This window comes from Bradyrhizobium sp. LTSP857 (assembly GCF_000938285.1).
Lineage (GTDB): Bacteria > Pseudomonadota > Alphaproteobacteria > Rhizobiales > Xanthobacteraceae > Bradyrhizobium.
Genome location: NZ_JYMS01000026.1, coordinates 632,640 through 653,156, shown reverse-complemented (window position 1 = coordinate 653,156; position 20,517 = coordinate 632,640). Strand labels below are relative to the sequence as shown.

The 20,517-nt window shown below is 64.4% G+C and carries 24 protein-coding genes; 17 read left to right on the top strand and 7 right to left on the bottom strand.

What is annotated here, in order from left to right; translation table 11 throughout:
* The first annotated feature begins 174 nt into the window (after positions 1 to 174).
* From UP06_RS17230 to UP06_RS17205, 6 genes are all read left to right on the top strand, one after another.
* Entirely contained in the window at positions 175 to 1,989 is a 1,815-nt protein-coding gene (locus tag UP06_RS17230; protein WP_045004082.1) for a long-chain-acyl-CoA synthetase, read from the top strand.
* A 144-nt stretch (positions 1,990 to 2,133) separates the two neighbouring features.
* Positions 2,134 to 2,379 (top strand): acyl carrier protein, encoded by a 246-nt coding sequence (locus tag UP06_RS17225; RefSeq protein WP_015688794.1) that lies wholly within the window; start codon positions 2,134 to 2,136, stop codon positions 2,377 to 2,379.
* Complete coding sequence (locus tag UP06_RS17220) at positions 2,366 to 3,748, top strand: class I adenylate-forming enzyme family protein (RefSeq protein ID WP_045004081.1); 1,383 nt, start codon at positions 2,366 to 2,368, stop codon at positions 3,746 to 3,748. The genes UP06_RS17225 and UP06_RS17220 overlap by 14 nt, the downstream gene beginning before the upstream one ends.
* Entirely contained in the window at positions 3,741 to 4,463 is a 723-nt protein-coding gene (locus tag UP06_RS17215; RefSeq protein WP_045004080.1) for an SDR family NAD(P)-dependent oxidoreductase, read from the top strand. Before UP06_RS17220 ends, UP06_RS17215 begins: the two co-directional genes overlap by 8 nt.
* Before the next feature lie 127 nt (positions 4,464 to 4,590).
* Positions 4,591 to 4,806 carry a hypothetical protein gene (locus tag UP06_RS17210; RefSeq protein WP_156163018.1) on the top strand — a complete coding sequence of 72 codons (216 nt, stop codon included), beginning with the start codon at positions 4,591 to 4,593 and terminating at the stop codon, positions 4,804 to 4,806.
* Between the two features lie 177 nt (positions 4,807 to 4,983).
* Positions 4,984 to 6,135, top strand: a complete 1,152-nt coding sequence (locus tag UP06_RS17205) for a DUF3095 domain-containing protein (RefSeq protein WP_045004079.1) — start codon at positions 4,984 to 4,986, stop codon at positions 6,133 to 6,135.
* Here the strand turns inward: UP06_RS17205 and UP06_RS17200 are convergent.
* Positions 6,132 to 6,572 carry a DUF2147 domain-containing protein gene (locus UP06_RS17200; protein ID WP_045004078.1) on the bottom strand — a complete coding sequence of 147 codons (441 nt, stop codon included), beginning with the start codon at positions 6,570 to 6,572 and terminating at the stop codon, positions 6,132 to 6,134. The two genes, UP06_RS17205 and UP06_RS17200, sit on opposite strands and share 4 nt — an antisense overlap.
* Before the next feature lie 108 nt (positions 6,573 to 6,680).
* Positions 6,681 to 7,208, bottom strand: a complete 528-nt coding sequence (locus tag UP06_RS17195) for a GNAT family N-acetyltransferase (RefSeq protein WP_045004077.1) — start codon at positions 7,206 to 7,208, stop codon at positions 6,681 to 6,683.
* A gap of 204 nt (positions 7,209 to 7,412) precedes the next feature.
* On the opposite strand from UP06_RS17195, the gene UP06_RS17190 reads away from it, so the two are divergent.
* From UP06_RS17190 to UP06_RS41560, 11 genes are all read left to right on the top strand, one after another.
* Entirely contained in the window at positions 7,413 to 8,009 is a 597-nt protein-coding gene (locus UP06_RS17190; RefSeq protein WP_045004075.1) for a superoxide dismutase, read from the top strand.
* A gap of 194 nt (positions 8,010 to 8,203) precedes the next feature.
* Positions 8,204 to 8,815 (top strand): permease, encoded by a 612-nt coding sequence (locus UP06_RS17180; protein ID WP_045004071.1) that lies wholly within the window; start codon positions 8,204 to 8,206, stop codon positions 8,813 to 8,815.
* Entirely contained in the window at positions 8,812 to 9,312 is a 501-nt protein-coding gene (locus UP06_RS17175; protein ID WP_008138982.1) for a hypothetical protein, read from the top strand. Before UP06_RS17180 ends, UP06_RS17175 begins: the two co-directional genes overlap by 4 nt.
* Before the next feature lie 43 nt (positions 9,313 to 9,355).
* The gene (locus tag UP06_RS42115; RefSeq protein WP_045004070.1) at positions 9,356 to 9,592 is read left to right on the top strand and encodes a hypothetical protein; all 237 of its coding nucleotides are present in this window, start codon (positions 9,356 to 9,358) and stop codon (positions 9,590 to 9,592) included.
* 2 nt (positions 9,593 to 9,594) lie between these two features.
* Positions 9,595 to 10,350 carry a metal ABC transporter ATP-binding protein gene (locus UP06_RS17165; RefSeq protein ID WP_045004069.1) on the top strand — a complete coding sequence of 252 codons (756 nt, stop codon included), beginning with the start codon at positions 9,595 to 9,597 and terminating at the stop codon, positions 10,348 to 10,350.
* Between the two features lie 6 nt (positions 10,351 to 10,356).
* Positions 10,357 to 11,226: a metal ABC transporter permease gene (locus tag UP06_RS17160; RefSeq protein WP_045004068.1), complete on the top strand. Its 870-nt coding sequence runs from the start codon at positions 10,357 to 10,359 to the stop codon at positions 11,224 to 11,226.
* A 2-nt stretch (positions 11,227 to 11,228) separates the two neighbouring features.
* Entirely contained in the window at positions 11,229 to 12,092 is an 864-nt protein-coding gene (locus UP06_RS17155) for a metal ABC transporter substrate-binding protein (protein ID WP_045004066.1), read from the top strand.
* A gap of 55 nt (positions 12,093 to 12,147) precedes the next feature.
* Positions 12,148 to 13,188: a CobW family GTP-binding protein gene (locus UP06_RS17150; RefSeq protein WP_045004065.1), complete on the top strand. Its 1,041-nt coding sequence runs from the start codon at positions 12,148 to 12,150 to the stop codon at positions 13,186 to 13,188.
* Positions 13,188 to 14,207 (top strand): WD40 repeat domain-containing protein, encoded by a 1,020-nt coding sequence (locus tag UP06_RS17145; RefSeq protein ID WP_045004063.1) that lies wholly within the window; start codon positions 13,188 to 13,190, stop codon positions 14,205 to 14,207. Before UP06_RS17150 ends, UP06_RS17145 begins: the two co-directional genes overlap by 1 nt.
* A gap of 27 nt (positions 14,208 to 14,234) precedes the next feature.
* On the top strand, positions 14,235 to 14,951 hold the full coding sequence (locus UP06_RS17140; protein WP_045004061.1) for an MgtC/SapB family protein: 717 nt from the start codon (positions 14,235 to 14,237) through the stop codon (positions 14,949 to 14,951).
* Positions 14,952 to 15,052: 101 nt separating this feature from the next.
* Positions 15,053 to 15,385, top strand: a complete 333-nt coding sequence (locus UP06_RS41560; protein ID WP_045004258.1) for a hypothetical protein — start codon at positions 15,053 to 15,055, stop codon at positions 15,383 to 15,385.
* Positions 15,386 to 15,582: 197 nt separating this feature from the next.
* Here UP06_RS41560 and UP06_RS17130 read toward each other — a convergent pair whose 3' ends face one another.
* From UP06_RS17130 to UP06_RS17110, 5 genes are all read right to left on the bottom strand, one after another.
* Positions 15,583 to 17,025, bottom strand: a complete 1,443-nt coding sequence (locus UP06_RS17130; RefSeq protein WP_045004059.1) for a homospermidine synthase — start codon at positions 17,023 to 17,025, stop codon at positions 15,583 to 15,585.
* Between the two features lie 48 nt (positions 17,026 to 17,073).
* Positions 17,074 to 17,463 carry a RidA family protein gene (locus tag UP06_RS17125; protein ID WP_045004057.1) on the bottom strand — a complete coding sequence of 130 codons (390 nt, stop codon included), beginning with the start codon at positions 17,461 to 17,463 and terminating at the stop codon, positions 17,074 to 17,076.
* 135 nt (positions 17,464 to 17,598) lie between these two features.
* On the bottom strand, positions 17,599 to 18,186 hold the full coding sequence (locus UP06_RS17120; protein WP_045004056.1) for a GNAT family N-acetyltransferase: 588 nt from the start codon (positions 18,184 to 18,186) through the stop codon (positions 17,599 to 17,601).
* A gap of 131 nt (positions 18,187 to 18,317) precedes the next feature.
* Positions 18,318 to 19,460 (bottom strand): type III PLP-dependent enzyme, encoded by a 1,143-nt coding sequence (locus UP06_RS17115; protein ID WP_045004055.1) that lies wholly within the window; start codon positions 19,458 to 19,460, stop codon positions 18,318 to 18,320.
* A 675-nt stretch (positions 19,461 to 20,135) separates the two neighbouring features.
* Positions 20,136 to 20,390 (bottom strand): hypothetical protein, encoded by a 255-nt coding sequence (locus UP06_RS17110; protein WP_045004054.1) that lies wholly within the window; start codon positions 20,388 to 20,390, stop codon positions 20,136 to 20,138.
* Positions 20,391 to 20,517: the final 127 nt, after the last annotated feature.

Here is a 20,517-nt window from a genome sequence, read left to right as displayed (position 1 = left end):
GAATGACCGGATTTGCTATCGCAAGAATCGCGCCAAGCCGCATGCTGTTCCCGTCGGCTTGGTAAAGGATGATCGCAGTTAATCGAGAGCTAACCGAGTTTTACCTTGTCTCTTAACACCTGGGCAGGGCGCGGGGGCTAAGCTTGCGGGAACCAGCAGATACCGCCCGAAAGAATGAACGGCATGACCACCGGCGTCATCGAGCAACCCAGAGCCGCGCGCGCGCCATCGGCTTCAAAGATCTGGCTGAAGGCGATCGAACTCACCGCGCGGATCGAGACGCTGCCGGGCCGGTTGTTTGCCGACGTCATCGACGATTGGGCGCGGCGCCAGCCCGACCGCGTCGCGCTGGTCATGGACGACGCAAGTCTCGACTATGACGGTCTGTCGAAGCGCATCAACCGCTATGCGCGCTGGGCGCGCTCCGTTGGGGTGGCCAAGGGCGACACCGTCGGCCTGGTCATGCCGAACGGCATCGATTATGTCGCCGCCTGGCTGGGCATCAGTCGCGTCGGCGGCGTCGTCGCGCTGATCAATACGAAACTCGTGGGGCAATCGCTCGCCCATTGTATCGACGTCGCAAAGCCCTCGCATATCATTGTCGCGCACGAGCTGACGGAGATGCTCGAGAGCGCAACGCCGCATCTCGCGACGGAAGCAAAGGTCTGGACCCACGGCGATGCCCGCAGCGAGCGCGCGATTGACGTCGCACTCGCCGCGCTCGACGATGGTCCGCTCTCGCCGGACGAGCATGGCGATGTCACGATCGATGACCGCGCGCTGCTGATCTATACGTCCGGCACCACAGGCCTGCCGAAGGCCGCCAGCATCAGCCACCGCCGCATCCTCAATTGGGGTTTTTGGTTCGCCGGCCTCACCGGCGCTTCGCCGCAGGACCGGCTCTATGACTGCCTGCCGCTGTTCCATTCGGTTGGCGGCATCGTCGCGCCATGCAGCATGCTCGCCGCCGGTGGCTCGGTGGTGATCGCCGAAAAATTCTCGACCTCGAATTTCTGGTCTGACATCGTGCGGCACGACTGCACCCTGTTCCAGTATATCGGCGAGCTCTGCCGCTATTTATTGAAGGCACCGCCGTCGGAATACGAGAACCGCCACCGCCTGCGGCTCGCCTGCGGCAACGGCCTGCGCGGCGACATCTGGGAAGATTTCCAGGGGCGCTTTGCCATTCCCCGCATCCTCGAATTCTATGCCGCGACCGAAGGCAATTTCTCGCTGTTCAATGTCGAGGGCCAGCCGGGTGCGATCGGCCGCATTCCGCCGCTGCTCGCGCATCGCTTCCCTGCAAGTCTCGTGAGCCTCGATCCCGACAGCGGTGCGCCGCTGCGCAATGCGGAAGGCTTTTGCATCGCCTGTGCGCGTGGCGAGGCGGGCGAAGCCATCGGCCGTATCGGCACCGCCGACCAGGGCGGTGGCCGTTTCGAGGGCTACACCGATGCCGGTGAAACCGAGAAGAAAGTCCTGCGCGACGTCTTCGCCAAGGGCGATGCCTGGTTCCGCACCGGCGATCTGATGCGGCTCGACGACAAGGGCTTTTTCCATTTCGTCGATCGCATCGGTGATACTTTTCGCTGGAAGGGCGAGAATGTCGCGACCTCCGAGGTCAACGATGCTGTGCGCGACTTCACCGGCGTGATCGACGCCACCACCTACGGCGTCAGCATCCCCGGCACCGACGGCCGCGCCGGTATGAGCGCGATCGTGGTGAACGAGGGTTTTGATATCGCAGCACTGCCCGCGCATCTGGCACAGCGCCTGCCGGCCTATGCTCGCCCGGTCTTCATCCGTATCTCCCGCGAGCTCGATGCCACCGAGACCTTCAAGCAGAAGAAGGGGGAACTCGCGCGCGAGGGGTTTGATCCGGCCGCGACAAGCGATCCGCTGTTCATGGCTGAGCCGAAGTCCGGCGCCTATGTTGCGCTCGATTCAGAGGCGTATTTGGAGATTATTGACGGCACGATCCGGCTGTAACCGCGGCAAAATCCGAAGATAGGTCCAATTTTATCTGAATTGTCCAAGAAGCCATTTACTTCTGTCCGGTAAACAAGCGGCCATGGGAGGCGGTCATCAAGAGCCGCCGCAACACGAACGATCGATAACAGAAGCGAGCCAGCCATGTCGGTAAGGTCTAAGGTTATTGAAGCGATCCAGCAGATCGCCAAAGAGCAGCACGTCACGCTTCCCGCACTCTCGGACGATCTGTCGCTGCACGAGACGGGCTTCGACTCGCTCGCTTTCGCGATCCTGGTCGCGCGCCTCGAGGACGAGACCGGCGTCGACCCCTTCACCATTTCCGAGGACGCAGCGTTCCCCGCCACCGTGGGCGATTTCGTGCGGGCCTACGAAAATGTCCCCGCGTGAGATCTTCGCGCTTCGTGACCATCTCGGCGCGGAGCTGACGGGCCGCACCCTGTCGGATGCGCACGATGTCGTGTCGCTGACCGACATCCTGGCGCAGACGGTCCTGGGTGGCCGCCTGCGCGAGCTGTCCGGCCGCGCCGTATTGCTGAAGCTGTCGGACCAGCTCCGGTCGGGCCTTGCCATGATCGAGCTCGACGGTATTGCCCGCCGCATGCTGCTATGTCCGCCGGATCTCAATCCCGCGCATCTGGACGCGCTGATCGCGGACGCCGGGATCGATGCTGTCATCACCGACGAGCCCGATCGCTGGGCCGAGACCGGCGTGTCGCTGGTCGTCACCGCACAATTGCCACTGGTCTCAACCGCTCCCATGCAAACCGAGCGCGCCACCGAATGGCTGATGCTGACCTCGGGCACCTCGGGCGTGCCGAAAATTGCCGGCCATACGCTGGAAGCGCTGACCGGCGCGATCGTCGCCGAAGGCCCCGCGCGCGGGCCCGCGCCGGTATGGGCGACGTTCTATGACATCCGCCGCTATGGCGGCCTCCAGATATTCCTCCGTGCCATTCTCTCGGGCGGTTCGATGGTGCTGTCGGACCCGCATGAAGTGCTCGCCGATCATGTCGCACGGCTGAACGCGCGCGGTGTCTCGCACATCTCCGGCACGCCCTCGCACTGGCGCAAGCTCCTGATGAGCGGTTCGGCGGCGAAATTCGCGCCGGGTTACGTCCGTCTCTCCGGCGAGATCGCTGACCAGGCCGTGCTCGATGGTCTGAAGGCTGCGTTTCCGAACGCCTCCGTCGGTCATGCCTATGCCTCGACCGAGGCGGGCGTCGGATTCGCCGTCAATGACGGGCTGGAAGGCTTTCCGGAAAACTATCTCGGCAATCGCAACGGCGTGGAGATGAAGGTCGTCGACGGTTCGCTCCGCATCCGCTCCAACCGTACCGCGCATGCCTATATCGGCCGCGACGCGACTGCGCTCACCGACGGTGACGGCTTCGTCGACAGCGGCGACATGGTCGAGCTGCGCGGCGACCGCTATCATTTCGTCGGCCGCCGCGGCGGCATCATCAATATCGGCGGGCTGAAGGTTCATCCCGAGGAGATCGAGGCCGCGATCAACCGTCATCCCGACGTGCGGATGTCGCGGGCCAAATCGCGGAAGAGCCCGATCACCGGTGGCATCGTCGTCGCCGACGTGATCCTCGCCGACGGCACCGATCCAGCGCGGGCCAAGGAGATCCGAGATCAGATCCTGGATCAGTGCCGAGCGCAGCTGGCCTCCCACAAGGTGCCGGCAGTGATCCGCTTCGTCGAGGCGCTCGACGTCACCCCGGCCGGAAAACTGGCGCGCACCGATGCATAATGTTCTCGTCACCGGCGGCAGCCGCGGCATTGGGCTCGCGATCGGCAAGCGCCTGGTTGGCGCCGGCTACAATGTGATCGCCGCCGCGCGCCGCGAGAGCGAAGAGCTCCGCGCTGCGATCGGCGAGTCCGAAGGCCGCCTGCATTTCCGCGCCTGCGACCTCGCCGTAATCGACGCGATCCCGGCCTACGCAAAACTCGTGCGCGACGAATTCGGTGCGATCTACGGCCTCGTCAACAATGCCGGCCTCGGCACCGAAGGCCTGCTGGCCACCATGCACAATTCCGAGATCGAGGCGCTGGTGCAGCTCAACGTGCTGTCGCCGATCATTCTCACCAAATATGTCGCGCGTCAGATGATGGCGGATGGTGCCGGCCGCATCATCAACATCTCCTCGATCATCGCGACGACGGGCTATAACGGCCTGTCCGTCTATGGGGCGACCAAGGCCGCCGCCACCGGCTTCACGCGCTCGCTCGCGCGCGAGGTCGGCAAGCTCGGCATTACCGTGAATGCGATCGCGCCCGGTTTCATCGACACCGAGCTCACGCACAATCTGTCCGACGAGGCTCGCAAGCGCATCGCCGGCCGCAGCGCGTTGCGCCGACTGCCGGAGACCGACGACGTCGCGCGCATGGTGGAATATCTGCTCGGCGAGGGCGGGCGCAATGTGACCGGCACGGTGTTCACGATCGACGCGGGCAACACAGCGTAAGGCGGAACCCCTCCGCCACAATTGAGTTGATCCGGCTCAATGACATCGGGCCGGATTTGGTCGTAAGATGCGCCGCAATCGATTGTGTTACGTCAATCGATCTGCCCTAATAGAGAGGGAGCAGTCCATGGCCGCGTCGAACATGACCGCTTCGAGCCAAGGCCGGGCGTCAATCGAGCAATCCCGCGCGAAGCCGGCCGACGTCCGCTGTCCGCCGATGTCGCATCAGAATTCCGGCGACCACGGCCACGAAATGTATCCGCAGCAATTCGTGCGACTGGTGGGCTGTCACAACGTGCCCGCGGACACATCCCGCAAGCGCGAGGACGAGAAGCTGCACTAGCGCACGCTCCCGGACATTGCTGGCGAAAAATGCTGGGTCGGCTGGCCCTCGCCGGCATCTTGTTGTCATCCCGCATTTCGGCCAATGATACGCCGTTGTTCGGGGCGAGCCGGCAGGCGAACCCAGATCGATCCCGCCCCGTATCTGATCTCGTGCAAGAGCTGACCGGATCCTGCGATGACAGCCGCATCCTTTTATGGCGCCATCCCCGTCTTCCGCGGCTTCACCAGCCTGATGGAGCCCGCGCTCTATTCGCCGCTGCCGGACGACTGGAGCATCGGTGTCGCCGACATCGTCGATTCCACCAAGGCGATCGCGGCGCAGCGCTACAAGGCGGTCAACATGGCGGGTGCGGCCGTGATCGCGGCGGTCACCAATGCGCTGGACGGGCGGGAATTCCCCTTCGTGTTCGGCGGTGACGGCGCGAGTTTTGCGGTCGCGCCTGATGATCTCGAACGCGCCCGCGACGCGTTGGCTGCGACCGCGACCTGGGTGCGCGAGGATCTCGATCTGAGGATGCGCGTCGCGCTGGTGCCGGTGAGCGCCATCCGCGCGCAGGGTTTTGACGTGCGCGTTGCGCGCTTCGGTCCGTCGGCGAACCTGTCCTATGCGATGTTCTCCGGCGGTGGGCTGAACTGGGCCGACGCCGCGATGAAGCGCGGCGAGTTCGCCATCACTGAAGCGCCCGCCGGCACGCAGCCGGATCTCTCGGGCCTGTCCTGCCGGTTCGAGGTGATCCCGGCCTCGCGCGGACTGATCCTGTCGGTGCTGGTGATGCCGGCGCGCGGCACTGATCCGCCGGCGTTCCGAAGGGTGATCGAGGACATTATCCAACTGGTCGAGCGCAGCCCGGACGGCGGCCGCCCGGTGCCGCCGCAGGGGCCGCCGCTGAAATGGCCGCCGCAGGGACTGGATTACGAGGCGCGGGCAACGCGCGGAAGATCATTGTTCAAGCGTCGCGCCGGCGTGCTCGCCTACACGTTTTTTGCTTATCTCCTCATGCGCTTCGACATCAAGGTCGGAGGCTTCGTGCCGAAGGTCTACAAGCGGCAGGTGGTGGAGAATTCCGACTTCCGCAAATATGACGACGGCCTGCGGATGATCCTCGACTGTACGCCGGAGCTCGCGCGTGACCTGAGCGATCGTCTGGCGGCTGCCGCACGCGACGGCATCGTGCGCTACGGCCTCTACCAGCAGGATGCGGCGATGATGACCTGCTTCACGCCTTCGGCGCTGCGCAGCGATCACGTGCACTTCATCGACGGTGCGCGGGGCGGCTATGCCTCGGCGGCGACGGCGCTGAAGGCGATGCCGGCTGACGCGAATTAGCGTCCGGCCCGCGTCCAGGTCTCGCCGCCGCAGAGCGCGCCGACGCAGCCTTCGACCCGCAACGTTTCCGCGCCGGTGACCGTGACGCTGCTCGCATAATTGCTGCCGTCATCCGCATTGTAGATCTGGCCCGACCATTTGTTGGGTGCTGCGGGCTGCATGCTGCTGAACAGCGGCAAGCCGATCATCGCGCGCTTGGCGAGCGCGGGATTGGGATTCTTGCTGTCGGTTGCGGGCTGGCCGGTCGCGGTGTCGTAGGGCTCCCGCAGCCAGACGATGACGCCGCAGATGCCGCCGCCGCATTTGCTGATCTTGACGCGCGCATCGCCCGCCTGGGTCAGCCATGTCCCACTTGCATCGGCGCTTTGCGCATGCGCGGCAGTCGCGCCAAGCAGCGCAGCCAGGAGCACGGTGAGAGTGGCAAGTCTGAATGTCATGGGGAGAGCCTTGGAATGGAGGCGCCTCCATAGCAGCAAATCAGGATAGTTCAACGCCTGATGGAATCACATTCCTGCGCTCATTTGCCTCAGCGGAAATGATGGGCCTCACCAGGGCAGGCCGCATAGGTCGATGGTGCCGAGCGTCGGCGCGCGGACGATGTCGAACACGTAGGGCGCCATATGGGTGAAGTGCACGCGGCCCTCCGGCTGCTCGCAATAGACCTCGCCGGTGAAGGCGCGCCATTTGCGGGCTTCGTAGAACGCGACGTTGTGCGGCTCGCAGAACAGGAGCGCAAAGCGAACCGCCTCGTTGGCGCGCATCGTATGCACCGCCGCGTCGATCGCCATGGTCGCATAGCCGCGATTGCGGCGATCCTCGCGCGTGCAAACGCCGCCGATGCCGCCGGCATGGACCTTCTGTCCATTCCAGGTGATGGTGCGGAAGTAGATGCCGACGTGGCAGACTAGGCCGTCCTCGGGCGTCTCGATCAGCACGCGGAGATCGGCATTGGCCCATTTGACGTGCCCCCAGGGCAGCTTCTCGACGATCTGCGGTCCCCAGACCGCCTGATGCAGCCGCGCGGCGATCGGCCACGAGGCGTCGCCGTTCAAAATGTCGATTTCGATGCTCATGGCTTTCGCAGCTCTGCTCCGTAACGCATTCGTTCTGCCATAAGCGCTTCAAAGGCAATGATATTTTTCGAGGACTTGAAAGTTGTGCAATCAGGCATGCCGCCGCATCAGGCCTTTTCGCAAATTGGCGGTATTTAACGGCGACGGAACCTTCTATAAGGGGTGACCGTTAGAACGTTCCCCATCAGTTGCGGACAACAACCCATGACATTCACGCTGCCCCCACTTCCTTACGCCTATGACGCCCTCGGGCAATTCATGTCGAAGGAAACGCTGGAATTCCACCACGACAAGCACCATCAGGCCTATGTCACCAACGGCAACAACGCGCTCAAGGGGACCGAATGGGAAGGTAAATCCCTTGAGGAGATCGTCACGGGCTCGTTCGGCAAGAACCCCGCGGTGTTCAACAATGCCGGCCAGCATTACAACCACATCCACTTCTGGAGCTGGATGAAGCCCAATGGCGGCGGCACCAAGCTGCCGGGCAAGCTCGAGAAGAAGATCAACGAAGACCTCGGCGGCTTCGAGAAGTTCAAGACCGACTTCCAGGCGGCTGGCGTCGGTCAGTTCGGTTCCGGCTGGGCCTGGCTCCAGGTCAAGAACGGCAAGCTCGAGATCGCCAAGACCCCGAACGGCGAGAATCCGCTGGTGCACGGCGCCACTCCGATCCTCGGCGTGGACGTCTGGGAGCACTCCTACTACATCGACTATCGCAACCGCCGCCCCGACTATCTGAAGGCGTTCGTCGAGAACCTCGTGAACTGGGAATACGTCGAGTCCCTGTTCGACAAGGTCTGATTACCTCGTCATTCCGGGTTCGGTCTTCGAGCCGCCCCGGAATGACAGACAAGGGCGGTCGCATTCGCGGCCGCCTTTTTGCTGTGCGAACCAGCCCTGCGCCGTGCGCGCACCGGCCTGTGATCGTTCCGTTTGCATCGCCTGGGCGGCCCCCTTAATCAGGATGGGCATCCCACCCGGTCGATCCACACCCATTGTCAGAACTTTCCCCGAAAAATCCGGCGCCTGCCGAGGACGCGGAGTCCGAGCCGCGGCCGGGGCGTGTGCGCAAGCCGATCGGCTGGTCGACCATCATGATCGCGGTGCTGGTAGCGGTGAGCGCAGCGCTGGTCTGGCGGCGTGACGGCACCAGCGGCGTTCTCGACATCCTCACCCACGACCTCTCGCTGTTCGGCGGCATCCTGCCGCGCGTGCTCGCCGGCTGCCTGCTCGGCGCCTTCATTTCGGAAATCCTGCCGCACGAAAAGGTCTCGCGCTCGCTCGGGCCCAAGTCCGGACTGAAGGGCCTTTTGATCGGCACCGCCTTCGGGGCGATCCTGCCGGGCGGGCCCTTCACCGCCTATCCGGTGGCGAGCGCGCTGCTCGCAGTCGGCGCCGATTTCGGCGCCACCATCGCCATGGTCGTGAGCTGGACCCTGATCGGCTACGGCCGGGCGGTGGCCTGGGAACTTCCGATCATGGGCACCGACTTCACGCTGTGGCGGATCGTGATCTCGCTGCCCCTGCCGGTGCTCGCTGGCGCGCTCGGCCGCTTCGTCTATGTCCGGCTCTATCCGAAGCCGGCCACCAAGGACGACGAGAATTGAGCGCCGCGCTTCTCATCGACATCCTGCTGTGGGGCTCGGTGTTCGGCGTCGGCCTGATCGCCTTTCGCCGCGGCCCTCCGGTGTTCAAGGCCTCGCTGCGCGAAGGCTCGATGGACTTCATCAACATCGTGCCGCGGATCGCGCTCGGTGTGATCGGCTCCGGATATATCGCCGCCATCATCCCGCAGGAGGTCATCACTGGCTGGCTCGGCCCGGACAGCGGCTGGCTCGGGGTGGCGACCGCCGTGGTCGCCGGCGCCGCGACGCCTGGCGGGCCCGTGATCGGCTTCTCCATCGGCACGGTGGCGCTGAAGTCGGGTGGCGGCGTGCCGCAGGTGGTCGCCTATGTCGTCGCCTGGGCGCTGTTTGCCTTCCAGCGGGTGATCTTGTGGGAAATCCCGTTCATGCCGGCCCGTTTCGTCTGGTTCCGCTGCGCCGTCTCAGTGCCGTTCCCGTTCGTGGCCGCCGCCATCGCAATGGTGATCGGCAAGCCCTGAGCGGGTCGTGGACAGGCGTAATGTTATAATATAACATCCCGAGATGGTTCCCGCCGCGTCCCAAGCTCATCATCGCGACCATGACCAATCCCATGTTCATGCCCACGGGCATTCGCATGGGCATGACCACAGCCACGCCCATGTCCACGATGCGAGGTCGCCGCATCCGGCCCAGGCGGCGCCCTGGTCGATCCTGCGCATGACCGTGGCCGCGCGCCTCTCGGCCGCTGTGGCCGTCTGTGCCGTGCTCTGGGCGGTGGTGTGGCTGGCGATGAGGTGATCATGGCGGCCGTGCACTTCCACAACGTCACACTCGGCTACGACCGCCACCCGGCCGTGCACCATCTCAACGGCGAGGTCGCCTCCGGTGCGCTGGTCGCCGTGATCGGCCCGAACGGCGCCGGCAAGTCGACGCTGCTGCGCGGCATCGTCGGCATCCTCAAGCCGCTCGACGGCAGCATCCATCTCGGCGGGCTCGACTCTCGCGACATCGCCTATCTGCCGCAGAGCGCCGAGATCGACCGCAGCTTCCCGATCTCGGTGTTCGATTTCGTCGCGACCGGGCTGTGGCGCGCCACCGGCCTGTTCGGCGGCATTGGTAAGCCGGCGCGCGAAAAAATCCTGCATACGATCGCGGCCGTGGGCCTCAACGGCTTCGAGAACCGTCCGATCGGTACGCTCTCGGGTGGGCAGATGCAGCGCGTGCTGTTCGCGCGCGTGCTGCTCCAGGACGCGCGGCTCATCGTACTGGACGAGCCCTTCAATGCCATCGACAGCAAGACCACGGCCGACCTGCTTGCACTGGTGAAACACTGGCACGGTGAGGGCCGCACCGTGCTGGCCGCGCTGCACGATATGGAGATGGTTCGCACGCACTTCGCCGAGACCTTGGTCCTGGCGCGTGGCCCCGTGGCCTGGGGGCCAACGGCGGAGGTGCTCACGCCGGAAAACCTGCTGGTCGCGATGCGGATGTGCGAGGCCTTCGACGATAGCGCAGCCGCCTGCGCGGCCGATGATGCCCGCTCGCGGGCGGCGTGACATCCAATGATTTATGACGCGCTGATCGGTCCGTTCACCGAATTCGAGTTCATGCGGCGTGCGCTTGCCGCCGTGATCGCGCTGGCGCTCGCCGGTGCGCCGATCGGCGTCTTCCTGATGCTGCGGCGGATGAGCCTCGTCGGCGATGCCATGGCACACGCGATCCTGCCCGGCGCGGCGGTCGGCTTCCTGCTCTCCGGCCTCAATCTGTTCGCGATGACCGCCGGCGGCCTGATCGCAGGCTTTGCGGTCGCGATCCTCGCCGGCGTGGTCGCGCGGTCCACCGGGCTGAAGGAGGACGCTTCGCTCGCAACCTTCTACCTGGCCTCGCTGGCGCTTGGCGTCACCATCGTCTCGATCAAGGGCACCAATATCGACCTGCTCCACGTGCTGTTCGGTAACATCCTCGCGATGGACGACCAGACGCTGCTGGTGGTCGCCTTCAACGCCACGGTGACGCTGCTGGTGTTGGCTGTGATCTACCGTCCGCTGGTGATCGAGAGCGTCGATCCATTATTCTTGCGCACCGTCAGTCGAGCCGGCGGCCCCGCGCATCTCGCCTTCCTCGCGCTGGTCGTCATCAATCTCGTCAACGGCTTTCAGGCGCTTGGTACCTTGCTCGCGGTGGGCCTGATGATCCTGCCAGCTGGTATTGCGCGGTTCTGGTCGCGCGACCTCACCGTGATGATCTGCATCGCCGTGGTCGCCGCCGCCGTCTCCGGATATGCCGGCCTCGTGTTGTCGTTCCAGACCCGCGTGCCGTCGGGGCCTGCGATCATCCTCGTGGCGAGCGTGCTCTACATCGTCTCCGTCCTGTTCGGCCGGGTCGGCGGCATCGTCCGGCAGCTGTTTCCCGGCCGGCATCTGGAAGCGTGACGATGCGGCGTATCCTGCTCTGTGCGCTCCTGCTGATCGCCTCGCCGCTGCACGCCGCGGAGCGGCTCAACGTCGTTGCGAGCTTCTCGATCCTCGGCGATTTCGTCCGCACCATTGGCGGCGACCGGGTCGATGTGACGACACTGGTCGGCGCCGACAGCGACGTCCATGTCTACACGCCGGCGCCAAGCGACGCGAAGCGGATTGCCGATGCGAAACTCGTCGTGGTCAACGGGCTCGGCCTCGAAGGCTGGCTGCCGCGCCTCGTGCAGTCCTCCGGCAGTAAAGCGCTGGTGATCACCGCGAGCGCTGGCATCGTACCGCTGAAACTCGGCTCGGCCGCTGATCCGCATGCCTGGCAGTCCGTCCCCAACGCCAGAGTCTATGTGACCGACATCGCCAACGCGCTGGCCGTGGCCGATCCCGACGATGCGGAGTTCTTCCGCGCCCAGGCTAGAGCCTATCTGGAAAAGCTCGAAACCCTCGACCGCGAGGTGCGTGAAGCCGTCGCAAAAATCCCGCCGGAGCGGCGCAAGGTCATCTCGACCCACGATGCCTTCGGCTATTTCGCCGCTGAATATGGCGTCCAGTTCATCGCCCCCTTGGGCGTCTCCACCGAAACCGAGCCCAGCGCGCGGGACATCGCCGGGATCATCGGCCAGATCAAGGTCCAGAAGATTCCGGCCGTTTTCCTGGAGAATATCAGCGACGACCGCCTGATCCGGCGGATCGCGGCTGAGACCGGGGCAAAAGTCGGCGGGACGCTGATTTCCGACGGTTTGACCGGCGAAAAGGGGCTTGCCCCCACTTACATTGATATGGTCAGGCACAATATAAAGGCCCTGACCAGCGCGCTTGACCACTAGGGCAGGGGGCCACCCCGCCTCGCGTCGCGCGGAAAAGCCCGATGTCGGAGTTGTTATGTCTGAAGCGTCCCAGAAAATTCCCGTGACCGTCCTGACCGGCTATCTCGGTGCCGGCAAGACCACGCTGTTGAACCGCATCCTGTCGGAAAACCACGGCAAGAAATACGCCGTCATCGTCAACGAGTTCGGCGAGATAGGCATCGACAACGACCTCATCATTGGTGCCGATGAGGAAGTGTTCGAGATGAACAACGGTTGCATCTGCTGCACCGTGCGCGGCGACCTCGTGCGCATCATGGAAGGCTTGATGAAGCGCAAGGGCAAGTTCGACGCCATCATCGTCGAGACCACGGGCCTTGCCGATCCGGCGCCGGTCGCCCAGACCTTCTTCGTCGACGAGGACGTGCAGAAGAATGCCCGGCTCGATGCCGTCGTGACGGTCGCCGACGCCAAATGGCTGTCCGACCGGCTGAAGGACGCGCCCGAAGCCAAGAACCAGATCGCCTTTGCCGACGTCATCGTGCTGAACAAGACCGATCTCGTCACCAAGGCGGAGCTTGCCGAGGTCGAAGCGCGCATCCGCGCCATCAATCCCTATGCGAAACTCCACCGCACCGAGCGCTGCTCGGTAGCCTTGGCCGATGTGCTTGATCGCGGCGCCTTCGATCTCGACCGCATCCTCGATATCGAGCCGGATTTTCTGGAGGTCGACGATCATGACCACGATCACGATCATCACGGCCACGACCATCATCACCACCATGATCACGGCCACGGCCTGAAGCACTATCACGACGAGGACATGCAGTCGCTGTCGCTCAAGACCGACAAGCCGCTCGACCCGAACGTGTTCATGCCCTGGCTCCAGAACCTGGTGCAGGTGGAGGGCGGCAAGATCCTGCGCTCCAAGGGCATCCTTGCCTTCCAGGACGATGACGACCGCTATGTCTTCCAGGGCGTTCACATGATGCTGGAAGGCGACCATCAGCGGAAATGGAAGGACGGCGAGCCGCGCCAGAGCCGCCTCGTCTTCATCGGCCGTGAATTGCCCGAAGAGCTTATTCGCACGGGCTTCGAAAGCTGCATCGTCTCGTGATGAAAGAGTTTACGCCGGCCCCCGATTCCGCCTCGATCGTCTCCGTCACCGACCGCGTCAAGCCGGTTGCGCTCGGCATGGGCGTGACCTCGGTGCATTTCCTTGGGTCCCGCGCCGCCTTCGTCGGTGCCGAGGAGAATGTCGCGTTCGTCGATGCCAAGGGTGAGATCGCCGCGGTTGCCGTCCACAGCGGCGGCATTCTTTCGACTGCAAGTGACGGCAAGCGTCTCGTCATGGGCGGCGACGACGGCAAAGTCGTCTCGCTCGACGCCAAGGGCGAGGTGACGCTGCTCGCGACCGACCCGAAGCGGCGCTGGATCGATGCGGTCGCGCTACATCCCGACGGTGCCTTCGCCTGGTCGGCTGGCAAGACGGCCACCGTCAAGAGCGGCAAGGCCGAGGAGAAATCGCTCGAGGTGCCCTCGACCGTCGGCGGGCTCGCGTTCGCCCCGAAGGGGCTGCGGGTCGCGATCGCGCATTACAACGGCGCGACGCTATGGTTTCCCAACATGGAAGGATCAGCTGAATTCCTGCCCTGGGCCGGTTCGCATCTCGGCGTCACCTTCAGCCCGGACAACAAATTCCTGGTCACCACCATGCACGAGGCGGCGCTGCACGGCTGGCGGCTTGCCGACAACAGACACATGCGCATGACCGGCTATCCCGGCCGCGTCCGCTCGATGTCCTGGAGCGCCGGTGGCAAGGCGCTGGCGACCTCCGGTGCCGACACCGTCATCCTGTGGCCGTTTGCGAGCAAGGACGGCCCGATGGGCAAGGAGCCCGCGATGCTCGCGCCGCTCCAGGCGCGCGTGTCGGTGGTCGCTTGCCATCCGAAGAACGACATCTTCGCCGCCGGCTACAGCGATGGCACCGTGCTGATGGTACGTCTTGAAGACGGCGCGGAGATTCTGGTCCGCCGCAACGGCACGCCGCCGGTGGCCGCGCTGGCCTGGAACGCCAAGGGGACGACACTTGCTTTTGCCGATGAAACGGGCGAGGCAGGATTTCTCGACCTCTGAATAGCGTTCAAACCGTAGCGTGGGGCCATGCGGTTTCTGACGACCTTCCAGCTCGCCGATTTCGCCGACACGCTGGTCAGCCTGTTCACGGCCTTTGTGCTGGGCACGCTGATCGGCGCCGAGCGGCAATACCGCCAGCGCACCGCCGGCCTGCGCACCAATGTGCTGGTTGCGGTCGGCGCCGCCGCTTTCGTCGATCTCGCCATGCACCTGACGGGCGCCGATGGGGCAGTCCGGGTGATCTCCTATGTCGTCTCCGGCATCGGCTTCCTCGGCGCCGGCGTCATCATGAAGCAGGGCATGGATGTGCGCGGGCTCAACACCGCAGCGACGCTGTGGGCCTCAGCCGCCGTCGGCTCCTGCGCCGGCGCCGACATGGTCGCGCAGGCAGCGGCGCTGACCGTGTTCGTCATCGCCGGCAACACGATGCTGCGCCCGCTGGTCAACGCCATCAACCGCATCCCGTTGAATGAGAAGACCTCGGAGGCGACTTACTACTTCAAGCTCGCGGTCGCGGCCGACGTCCTGCCTGACATGCGTGACCGCCTCATCGACCAGCTCGAGGCCTCGAAATATCAGGTGGCCGATGTCGATGTGGTCGAGATCAGCGAGGACGTTCTGGAGATCGTCGCAAAGCTGGTTGCAACAGCGGTCGACCCGAACGAGCTCAACGCCGTGGCGACCGATCTTCAGCACCTGCCGGGCGTGCGCCACGCCACCTGGGAAGTCAGCACCACTGACTGAACGTGCCGTTTTGGCACGCTGACACCCAGTTCCCGGCTTGCCGGGCATGGAACCGCAGTCGGGGAACTTCGTTAATCCCGCGGACAAAGGCGGTGATCGATATGCCCGGCCAAAATGACAAGCGCAGACTGAAGCTCGATCTGACGATCGCGGGCTCGCTGTTCGCAGCAGGCATCGCGGTGTCAGTCATGTCGCTCGCACAAATCCGGGCCGAAAGCCGGACGGAGCTAGCGCAGGCGACACAGCCCCTCCAGGGCACGCCGTCCAATGATCAGGACAAGGTGCCGGCGGAAGCCAAGCCCGGCGGCGACCGGCCGACCACGCCGGCCCCCGAGCCGGCGCGTCCCGATCCGCAGACGCAAGGCGCGGCGACCAAGCCGGCACTCCCGGCGGCGCCGGCCGAGAAGATCGCGCCGGCGATCAGGGAGAAGTAGCAAGGTAGGCCCATGCTCGCGGCCACACCCTCGATGTCATCGTCCGCGTAGGCGGACGATCCAGTATCCACCAGCGCCTCAGTTCAATCACGACCGCCGCGGCGTACTGGATGCCCCGCCTTCGCGGGGCATGACGGTGGTGTGTGGGATGAGGCGCGCCGCCCCGGGATGACGGGCGGAGAGAGCCGGACTCCCCCTCACCGCACCAGAACATTCAGGAACTGCCAGGGATCGCTCGTATCGATATCTTCCGGAAACAGTCCCGGACGATCCGTCAGCGGCGTCCAGTCGGTGTAGAAACCTTTCACCGGGCCGAGATACGGCAGCTGGATTTCCAGCAGGCGATCGAAATCCATCTCGTCGGCTTCGACGATGCCTTCCTTCGGGTTTTCCAGCGCCCACACCATGCCGCCGAGCACGGCGGAGGTCACTTGCAGGCCGGTGGCGTTCTGATAGGGCGCGAGCCTGCGGGTCTCTTCGATCGAGAGCTGCGAGCCGTACCAATAGGCATTGTTGTCATGGCCGAACAGCAGCACGCCGAGTTCGTCGATGCCATCGACGATTTCGTTCTCATCGAGAATGTGGTGCTTTTCCTGCATCTTCGCGGCGCGGCCGAACATTTCATGCAGCGACAGCACGGCATCGTCGGCCGGATGATAGGCATAGTGGCAGGTCGGCCGATAGACCGCCTTGCCCGATGCGTCATGCACCGTGAAATAGTCGGCGATCGAAATCGACTCGTTATGGGTGACGAGGAAGCCATACTGCGCGCCGCGGGTCGGGCACCAGGTGCGCACGCGCGTGTTGGCGCCGGGCTGCATCAGATAGATGGCGGCGCCGCAGCCGGCTTCGTGGGTATGCGCATTCTCGGGCATCCATTTTTCATGGGTGCCCCAACCGAGTTCGGACGGCTGCACGCCTTCCGACAGGAAACCTTCCACCGACCAGGTGTTGACGAAGACGTCCGGCTCTTTCGGCGACTTGGAGCGCTGGGTGTCGCGCTCGGCGATGTGGATGCCCTTGATGCCGGCTTGCCGCATCAGATCCGCCCATTCGGCCTTGGTCTTCGGCTTGGGAGCATTGAGCTTCAGATCGGCGGCGACATTGAGCAGCGCCTGCTTGACGAAAAACGAGACCATGCCGGGATTGGCGCCACAGCAGGAAACGGCCGTGGTCGAGCCCGCGGGGCGCGCCTTTTTGGCGGCCAGCGTCACTTCGCGAAGAGCGTAGTTGGAGCGCGCTTCCGGGCCCTTCGACGAATCGAAATAGAAGCCGAGCCAGGGCTCGTTGACGGTGTCGATATAGAGAGCGCCGAGTTCGTTACAGAGCTCCATGATGTCGGTGGAGCCGGTATCGACCGAGAGATTGACGCAAAAACCCTGGCCGCCGCCTTCAGTGAGCAGCGGGGTCAGCAATTCGCGGTAATTGTCCTTGGTCACGCCCTTCTGGATGAAGCGTACATTGTGCTTCTCGCAATGCGCCTTGCGGCCCTCGTCCTTGGGATCGATCACGGTGACGCGCGACTTGTCGTAGTCGAGATGCCGCTCGATCATCGGCAACGTGCCTTTGCCGATAGAGCCGAAGCCGACCATGACGACGGGACCGGTGATCTTCGCGTAGATCTGCGAGGCGGGGCTCATGGGATGGATTCTCCGGAACGTGCTGGCGGACAAAGGGTGAGGGGTGGATCAGGCGCTGCGGCGCTTGGCGGTCGCTTCGATCTCGACCTTCATCTCGGGCTTGTAGAGCGCTGAGACGACGAGAAGCGTTGAGGCAGGGCGGATCTTGCCGAGGACCTCGCCGCAAACGGCGAAGTGCGCGTCTGCATCCTTGATGTCGGTGAGGTAGTAGGTCACGCGGACGATGTCGGCCATCTCGAATCCGCCCTCCTTCAGGGCGGCTTCGATGGTCTTGAAGCAGTTGCGTGACTGGCTGGTGACATCGGCCGGCATCGTCATCGTGGTGTAGTCATAGCCGGTGGTTCCCGCGACGAAGGCGAACTCGCCATCGATCACCGCGCGGCTGTAGCCGGCGGTCTTCTCGAACGGGGAGCCGGTGGAAATCAGGCGACGGGACATGGTCGAGGGCCTCCACTGAAGGGGGTGTTTGGCGGGTTAAAGGGCGTTTCTCAGGCCCGCGCAACCCTAAAGGAACGGGCACGCGCGAGCATCGCCGCGGAACGCGGCTTCGGTCGTCGCCATCATGGCTATCCCTTAGGCCGCGTGCGCTTGGAGGGTGCGAACTACCCTCCGTTTGGACAGGGCCGCACCGGTCGGGACGATCATCCCCTCGGCGCCATCCAGCGCACCGGCCTGAAACTCGACCGCCAGCAGACGGTCGCTCTCGAACGGGCCGGGCAGCAAGAGTTCGCCGGTTTTCTCGGCCGAGAAGCCGAAGCGGGCGTAGTAGGGGGCGTCGCCGAGCAGGATCACGGCGGCATGCCCGCGCGCCCGGGCGGCGGCCAGCGCTTGTTGCATCAGCGCGGCGCCGATCCCGAGCTCGCGGCAGGCAGGGTCCACCGCCAGCGGTCCGAGGACCAAAGCGGGCCTGCCTCCGGCGCTGACGTGCCACAGCCGCACGGTTCCCACGAGTGTCCCCTCGCGCACTGCCGACAGAGCAAGGCCTGCGGCAGGTGCACGTCCGTCGCGCAGGCGCTGGCAGGTGCGGTCGTGGCGGTTCTCGCCAAAGCTTGCATCCAGCAGCGCTTCACGGTCGGCGACGTCGACAGCACGTTCCGCGCGGATCGCGAACGGAGCGGCATTCGAGTTGAGGGCGACTTGTGTCTTCCGAAGAGTAGTCATGGCGCGTCAGTCCCCGCTTGAGACCTGCGTGCGCGAAGCACGCCGGTCCAAGGCGTCGTCAGAAATCGAAATGTCAGGGAGGAGCCGGCAAGCCGGCTCCCGGGTTCGTCAGGCCTCCGAAGAGAGGCTGTTTAGATGTGGTACGTCTTCAGCGGTGGGATGCCGTTGAACGCCACCGCCGAGTAGGTCGACGTATAGGCCCCGGTGCCTTCAATCAGCAGCTTGTCGCCGATCTCGAGTGTCACCGGAAGCGGATACGGGTTCTTCTCGTACAGCACGTCGGCGCTATCGCAGGTGGGCCCAGCGAGCACGCACGGCGTCATGTCCGCCCCGTCATGCGGGGTACGGATGGCGTAACGGATCGACTCGTCCATGGTCTCGGCGAGACCGCCGAACTTGCCGATGTCCAGATAAACCCAGCGCACCTCGTCCTCGTCGCTCTTCTTCGAGATGAGCACGACTTCGGATTCGATGATGCCGGCGTTGCCCACCATGCCGCGACCCGGCTCGATGATGGTCTCCGGAATCTGGTTGCCGAAGTGCTTGCGCAGTGCGCGGAAGATCGAACGGCCGTAGGTGACCACCGGCGGCACGTCCTTCAGATACTTGGTCGGGAAGCCGCCGCCCATGTTGACCATGGTCAGGTTGATGCCGCGCTCGGCGCAGTCGCGGAACACCTGCGAGGCCATCGCCAGCGCACGGTCCCACGCCTTCACCTTGCGCTGCTGCGAGCCGACATGGAAGGAGATGCCGCACGGCTCCAGGCCCAGGCGCTTGGCGACGTCGAGCACCTCGACGGCCATTTCCGGGTCGCAGCCGAACTTGCGCGACAGCGGCCACTCGGCGCCGGCGCAGTCATAGAGGATGCGGCAGAACACCTTCGCGCCGGGAGCGGCACGGGCGACCTTCTCGACCTCGGCGGCGCAATCGACCGCGAACAGCCGAATGCCGAGCGCGAAGGCGCGCGCGATGTCGCGCTCCTTCTTGATCGTGTTGCCGAAGGAGATGCGGTCGGGCGTCGCACCCGCGGCCAGCGCCATCTCGATCTCGGCGACGGTTGCGGTGTCGAAGCAGGAGCCCATGGACGCCAGCAGCGCCAGCACTTCCGGCGCCGGGTTCGCCTTGACGGCATAGAACACGCGGCTGTCGGGCAGCGCCTTGGCAAAGGTCTGGTAATTGTCGCGCACGACCTCGAGGTCGACGACGAGGCACGGCTCGGTGTCGAGGCCCTCGCTGCGGCGGTTGCGCAGGAATTCCTGAATACGTTCGGTCATAGCACTCTCCCAAACGGCCCAGCGACGGGGATCCGTTCAAAAAATGACGTCGGATAAGAGCGCCCCGGCCAGATCGCGCGATGGAGGCGCGACGAGCCAAAGACTCACATCAGACTGTGCTGCCGTGGATTGGTTGGGAATTTCCCGCCCGCACACCTGGCAATGAAGGACAAGCCTTTTCAGTAGCCCGCGCCGGCGTTGGACTGCCGGTAGAGACCAAAAAAGCCCGATCCGTCGTTGCTTTAAGTCGCGTCCCCCGTTGAGAGCGGGGTGCGCCGGTTCGCCTCCGGCTGCCAGTCACGGTTGCAAAGAGTGAAGTCACCTTCGACAAGGCATCTCTTGAGAGAGATGCTGGACGCTCCGGGTTTGCTTTCGTCTTCAGGCTTCATGAGCCTTCCGACTTCCGCACTTCCGAAGAGCCCCTCGGCTTCTTCACCCCTTGGCGGCTGTCCGGCCTCTTGTCCGGATACCTACCGACTGACACACGACCACAGGCACGTGCGAAATTGGGCAAGAGCGCACATAAGGCTTTTGACTCCGCTTCGCAAGATTTTTTTTAGGCTGAGAACAGAATTGCCTAACATCTGCTTGCGCAGTGTTGCGCGAGCGACGCGGAAGATGAACGCGCGTTAAGTTTTCTGGGTCGTGCGCGCGTCTCTCGCGCGCGAGGACGCGTCAACCGCGCTTCGTGAAGGGCTCGACGCGCTGAGCCGCGCGGATGAAGGCGGTCATCACCAGCACGCCGAGTGCGAACAGCACGGCCTGGAGGATGTGCGCGCCCTGGTCACCAAGCCCGAACAGAATCGCGAGCGCCCAGCCGCCGGCAAATGCTGCGCCGAACACCTCGGCGCCGATCAGAATAGCGGCGCTGATGACAGTAATGACGCTCGGCCAGACGATCTGACGGGAAGACGAGGAGGGCGCGTTCATGGGCTTAAGGGGTCCGTGGCTTCGAGGGCCGCAATCTCCCCGAAAAGGCGGGCGGGAGCAAGGCCAAATGGCCCAAAAAAGCCCCATCGCGTGCTATAGCTGGCTGCAACAAACCAGCTCAAAAATC

Coding starts and splice junctions, on each gene's coding strand:
- UP06_RS17230 (WP_045004082.1), top strand. CDS start 175: ATGAACGGCATGACCACCGGCGTCATCGAGCAACCCAGAGCCGCGCGC.
- UP06_RS17225 (WP_015688794.1), top strand. CDS start 2,134: ATGTCGGTAAGGTCTAAGGTTATTGAAGCGATCCAGCAGATCGCCAAA.
- UP06_RS17220 (WP_045004081.1), top strand. CDS start 2,366: ATGTCCCCGCGTGAGATCTTCGCGCTTCGTGACCATCTCGGCGCGGAG.
- UP06_RS17215 (WP_045004080.1), top strand. CDS start 3,741: ATGCATAATGTTCTCGTCACCGGCGGCAGCCGCGGCATTGGGCTCGCG.
- UP06_RS17210 (WP_156163018.1), top strand. CDS start 4,591: ATGGCCGCGTCGAACATGACCGCTTCGAGCCAAGGCCGGGCGTCAATC.
- UP06_RS17205 (WP_045004079.1), top strand. CDS start 4,984: ATGACAGCCGCATCCTTTTATGGCGCCATCCCCGTCTTCCGCGGCTTC.
- UP06_RS17200 (WP_045004078.1), bottom strand. CDS start 6,572: ATGACATTCAGACTTGCCACTCTCACCGTGCTCCTGGCTGCGCTGCTT.
- UP06_RS17195 (WP_045004077.1), bottom strand. CDS start 7,208: ATGAGCATCGAAATCGACATTTTGAACGGCGACGCCTCGTGGCCGATC.
- UP06_RS17190 (WP_045004075.1), top strand. CDS start 7,413: ATGACATTCACGCTGCCCCCACTTCCTTACGCCTATGACGCCCTCGGG.
- UP06_RS42115 (WP_045004070.1), top strand. CDS start 9,356: ATGGTTCCCGCCGCGTCCCAAGCTCATCATCGCGACCATGACCAATCC.
- UP06_RS17165 (WP_045004069.1), top strand. CDS start 9,595: ATGGCGGCCGTGCACTTCCACAACGTCACACTCGGCTACGACCGCCAC.
- UP06_RS17160 (WP_045004068.1), top strand. CDS start 10,357: ATGATTTATGACGCGCTGATCGGTCCGTTCACCGAATTCGAGTTCATG.
- UP06_RS17155 (WP_045004066.1), top strand. CDS start 11,229: ATGCGGCGTATCCTGCTCTGTGCGCTCCTGCTGATCGCCTCGCCGCTG.
- UP06_RS17150 (WP_045004065.1), top strand. CDS start 12,148: ATGTCTGAAGCGTCCCAGAAAATTCCCGTGACCGTCCTGACCGGCTAT.
- UP06_RS17145 (WP_045004063.1), top strand. CDS start 13,188: ATGAAAGAGTTTACGCCGGCCCCCGATTCCGCCTCGATCGTCTCCGTC.
- UP06_RS17140 (WP_045004061.1), top strand. CDS start 14,235: ATGCGGTTTCTGACGACCTTCCAGCTCGCCGATTTCGCCGACACGCTG.
- UP06_RS41560 (WP_045004258.1), top strand. CDS start 15,053: ATGCCCGGCCAAAATGACAAGCGCAGACTGAAGCTCGATCTGACGATC.
- UP06_RS17130 (WP_045004059.1), bottom strand. CDS start 17,025: ATGAGCCCCGCCTCGCAGATCTACGCGAAGATCACCGGTCCCGTCGTC.
- UP06_RS17125 (WP_045004057.1), bottom strand. CDS start 17,463: ATGTCCCGTCGCCTGATTTCCACCGGCTCCCCGTTCGAGAAGACCGCC.
- UP06_RS17120 (WP_045004056.1), bottom strand. CDS start 18,186: ATGACTACTCTTCGGAAGACACAAGTCGCCCTCAACTCGAATGCCGCT.
- UP06_RS17115 (WP_045004055.1), bottom strand. CDS start 19,460: ATGACCGAACGTATTCAGGAATTCCTGCGCAACCGCCGCAGCGAGGGC.
- UP06_RS17110 (WP_045004054.1), bottom strand. CDS start 20,390: ATGAACGCGCCCTCCTCGTCTTCCCGTCAGATCGTCTGGCCGAGCGTC.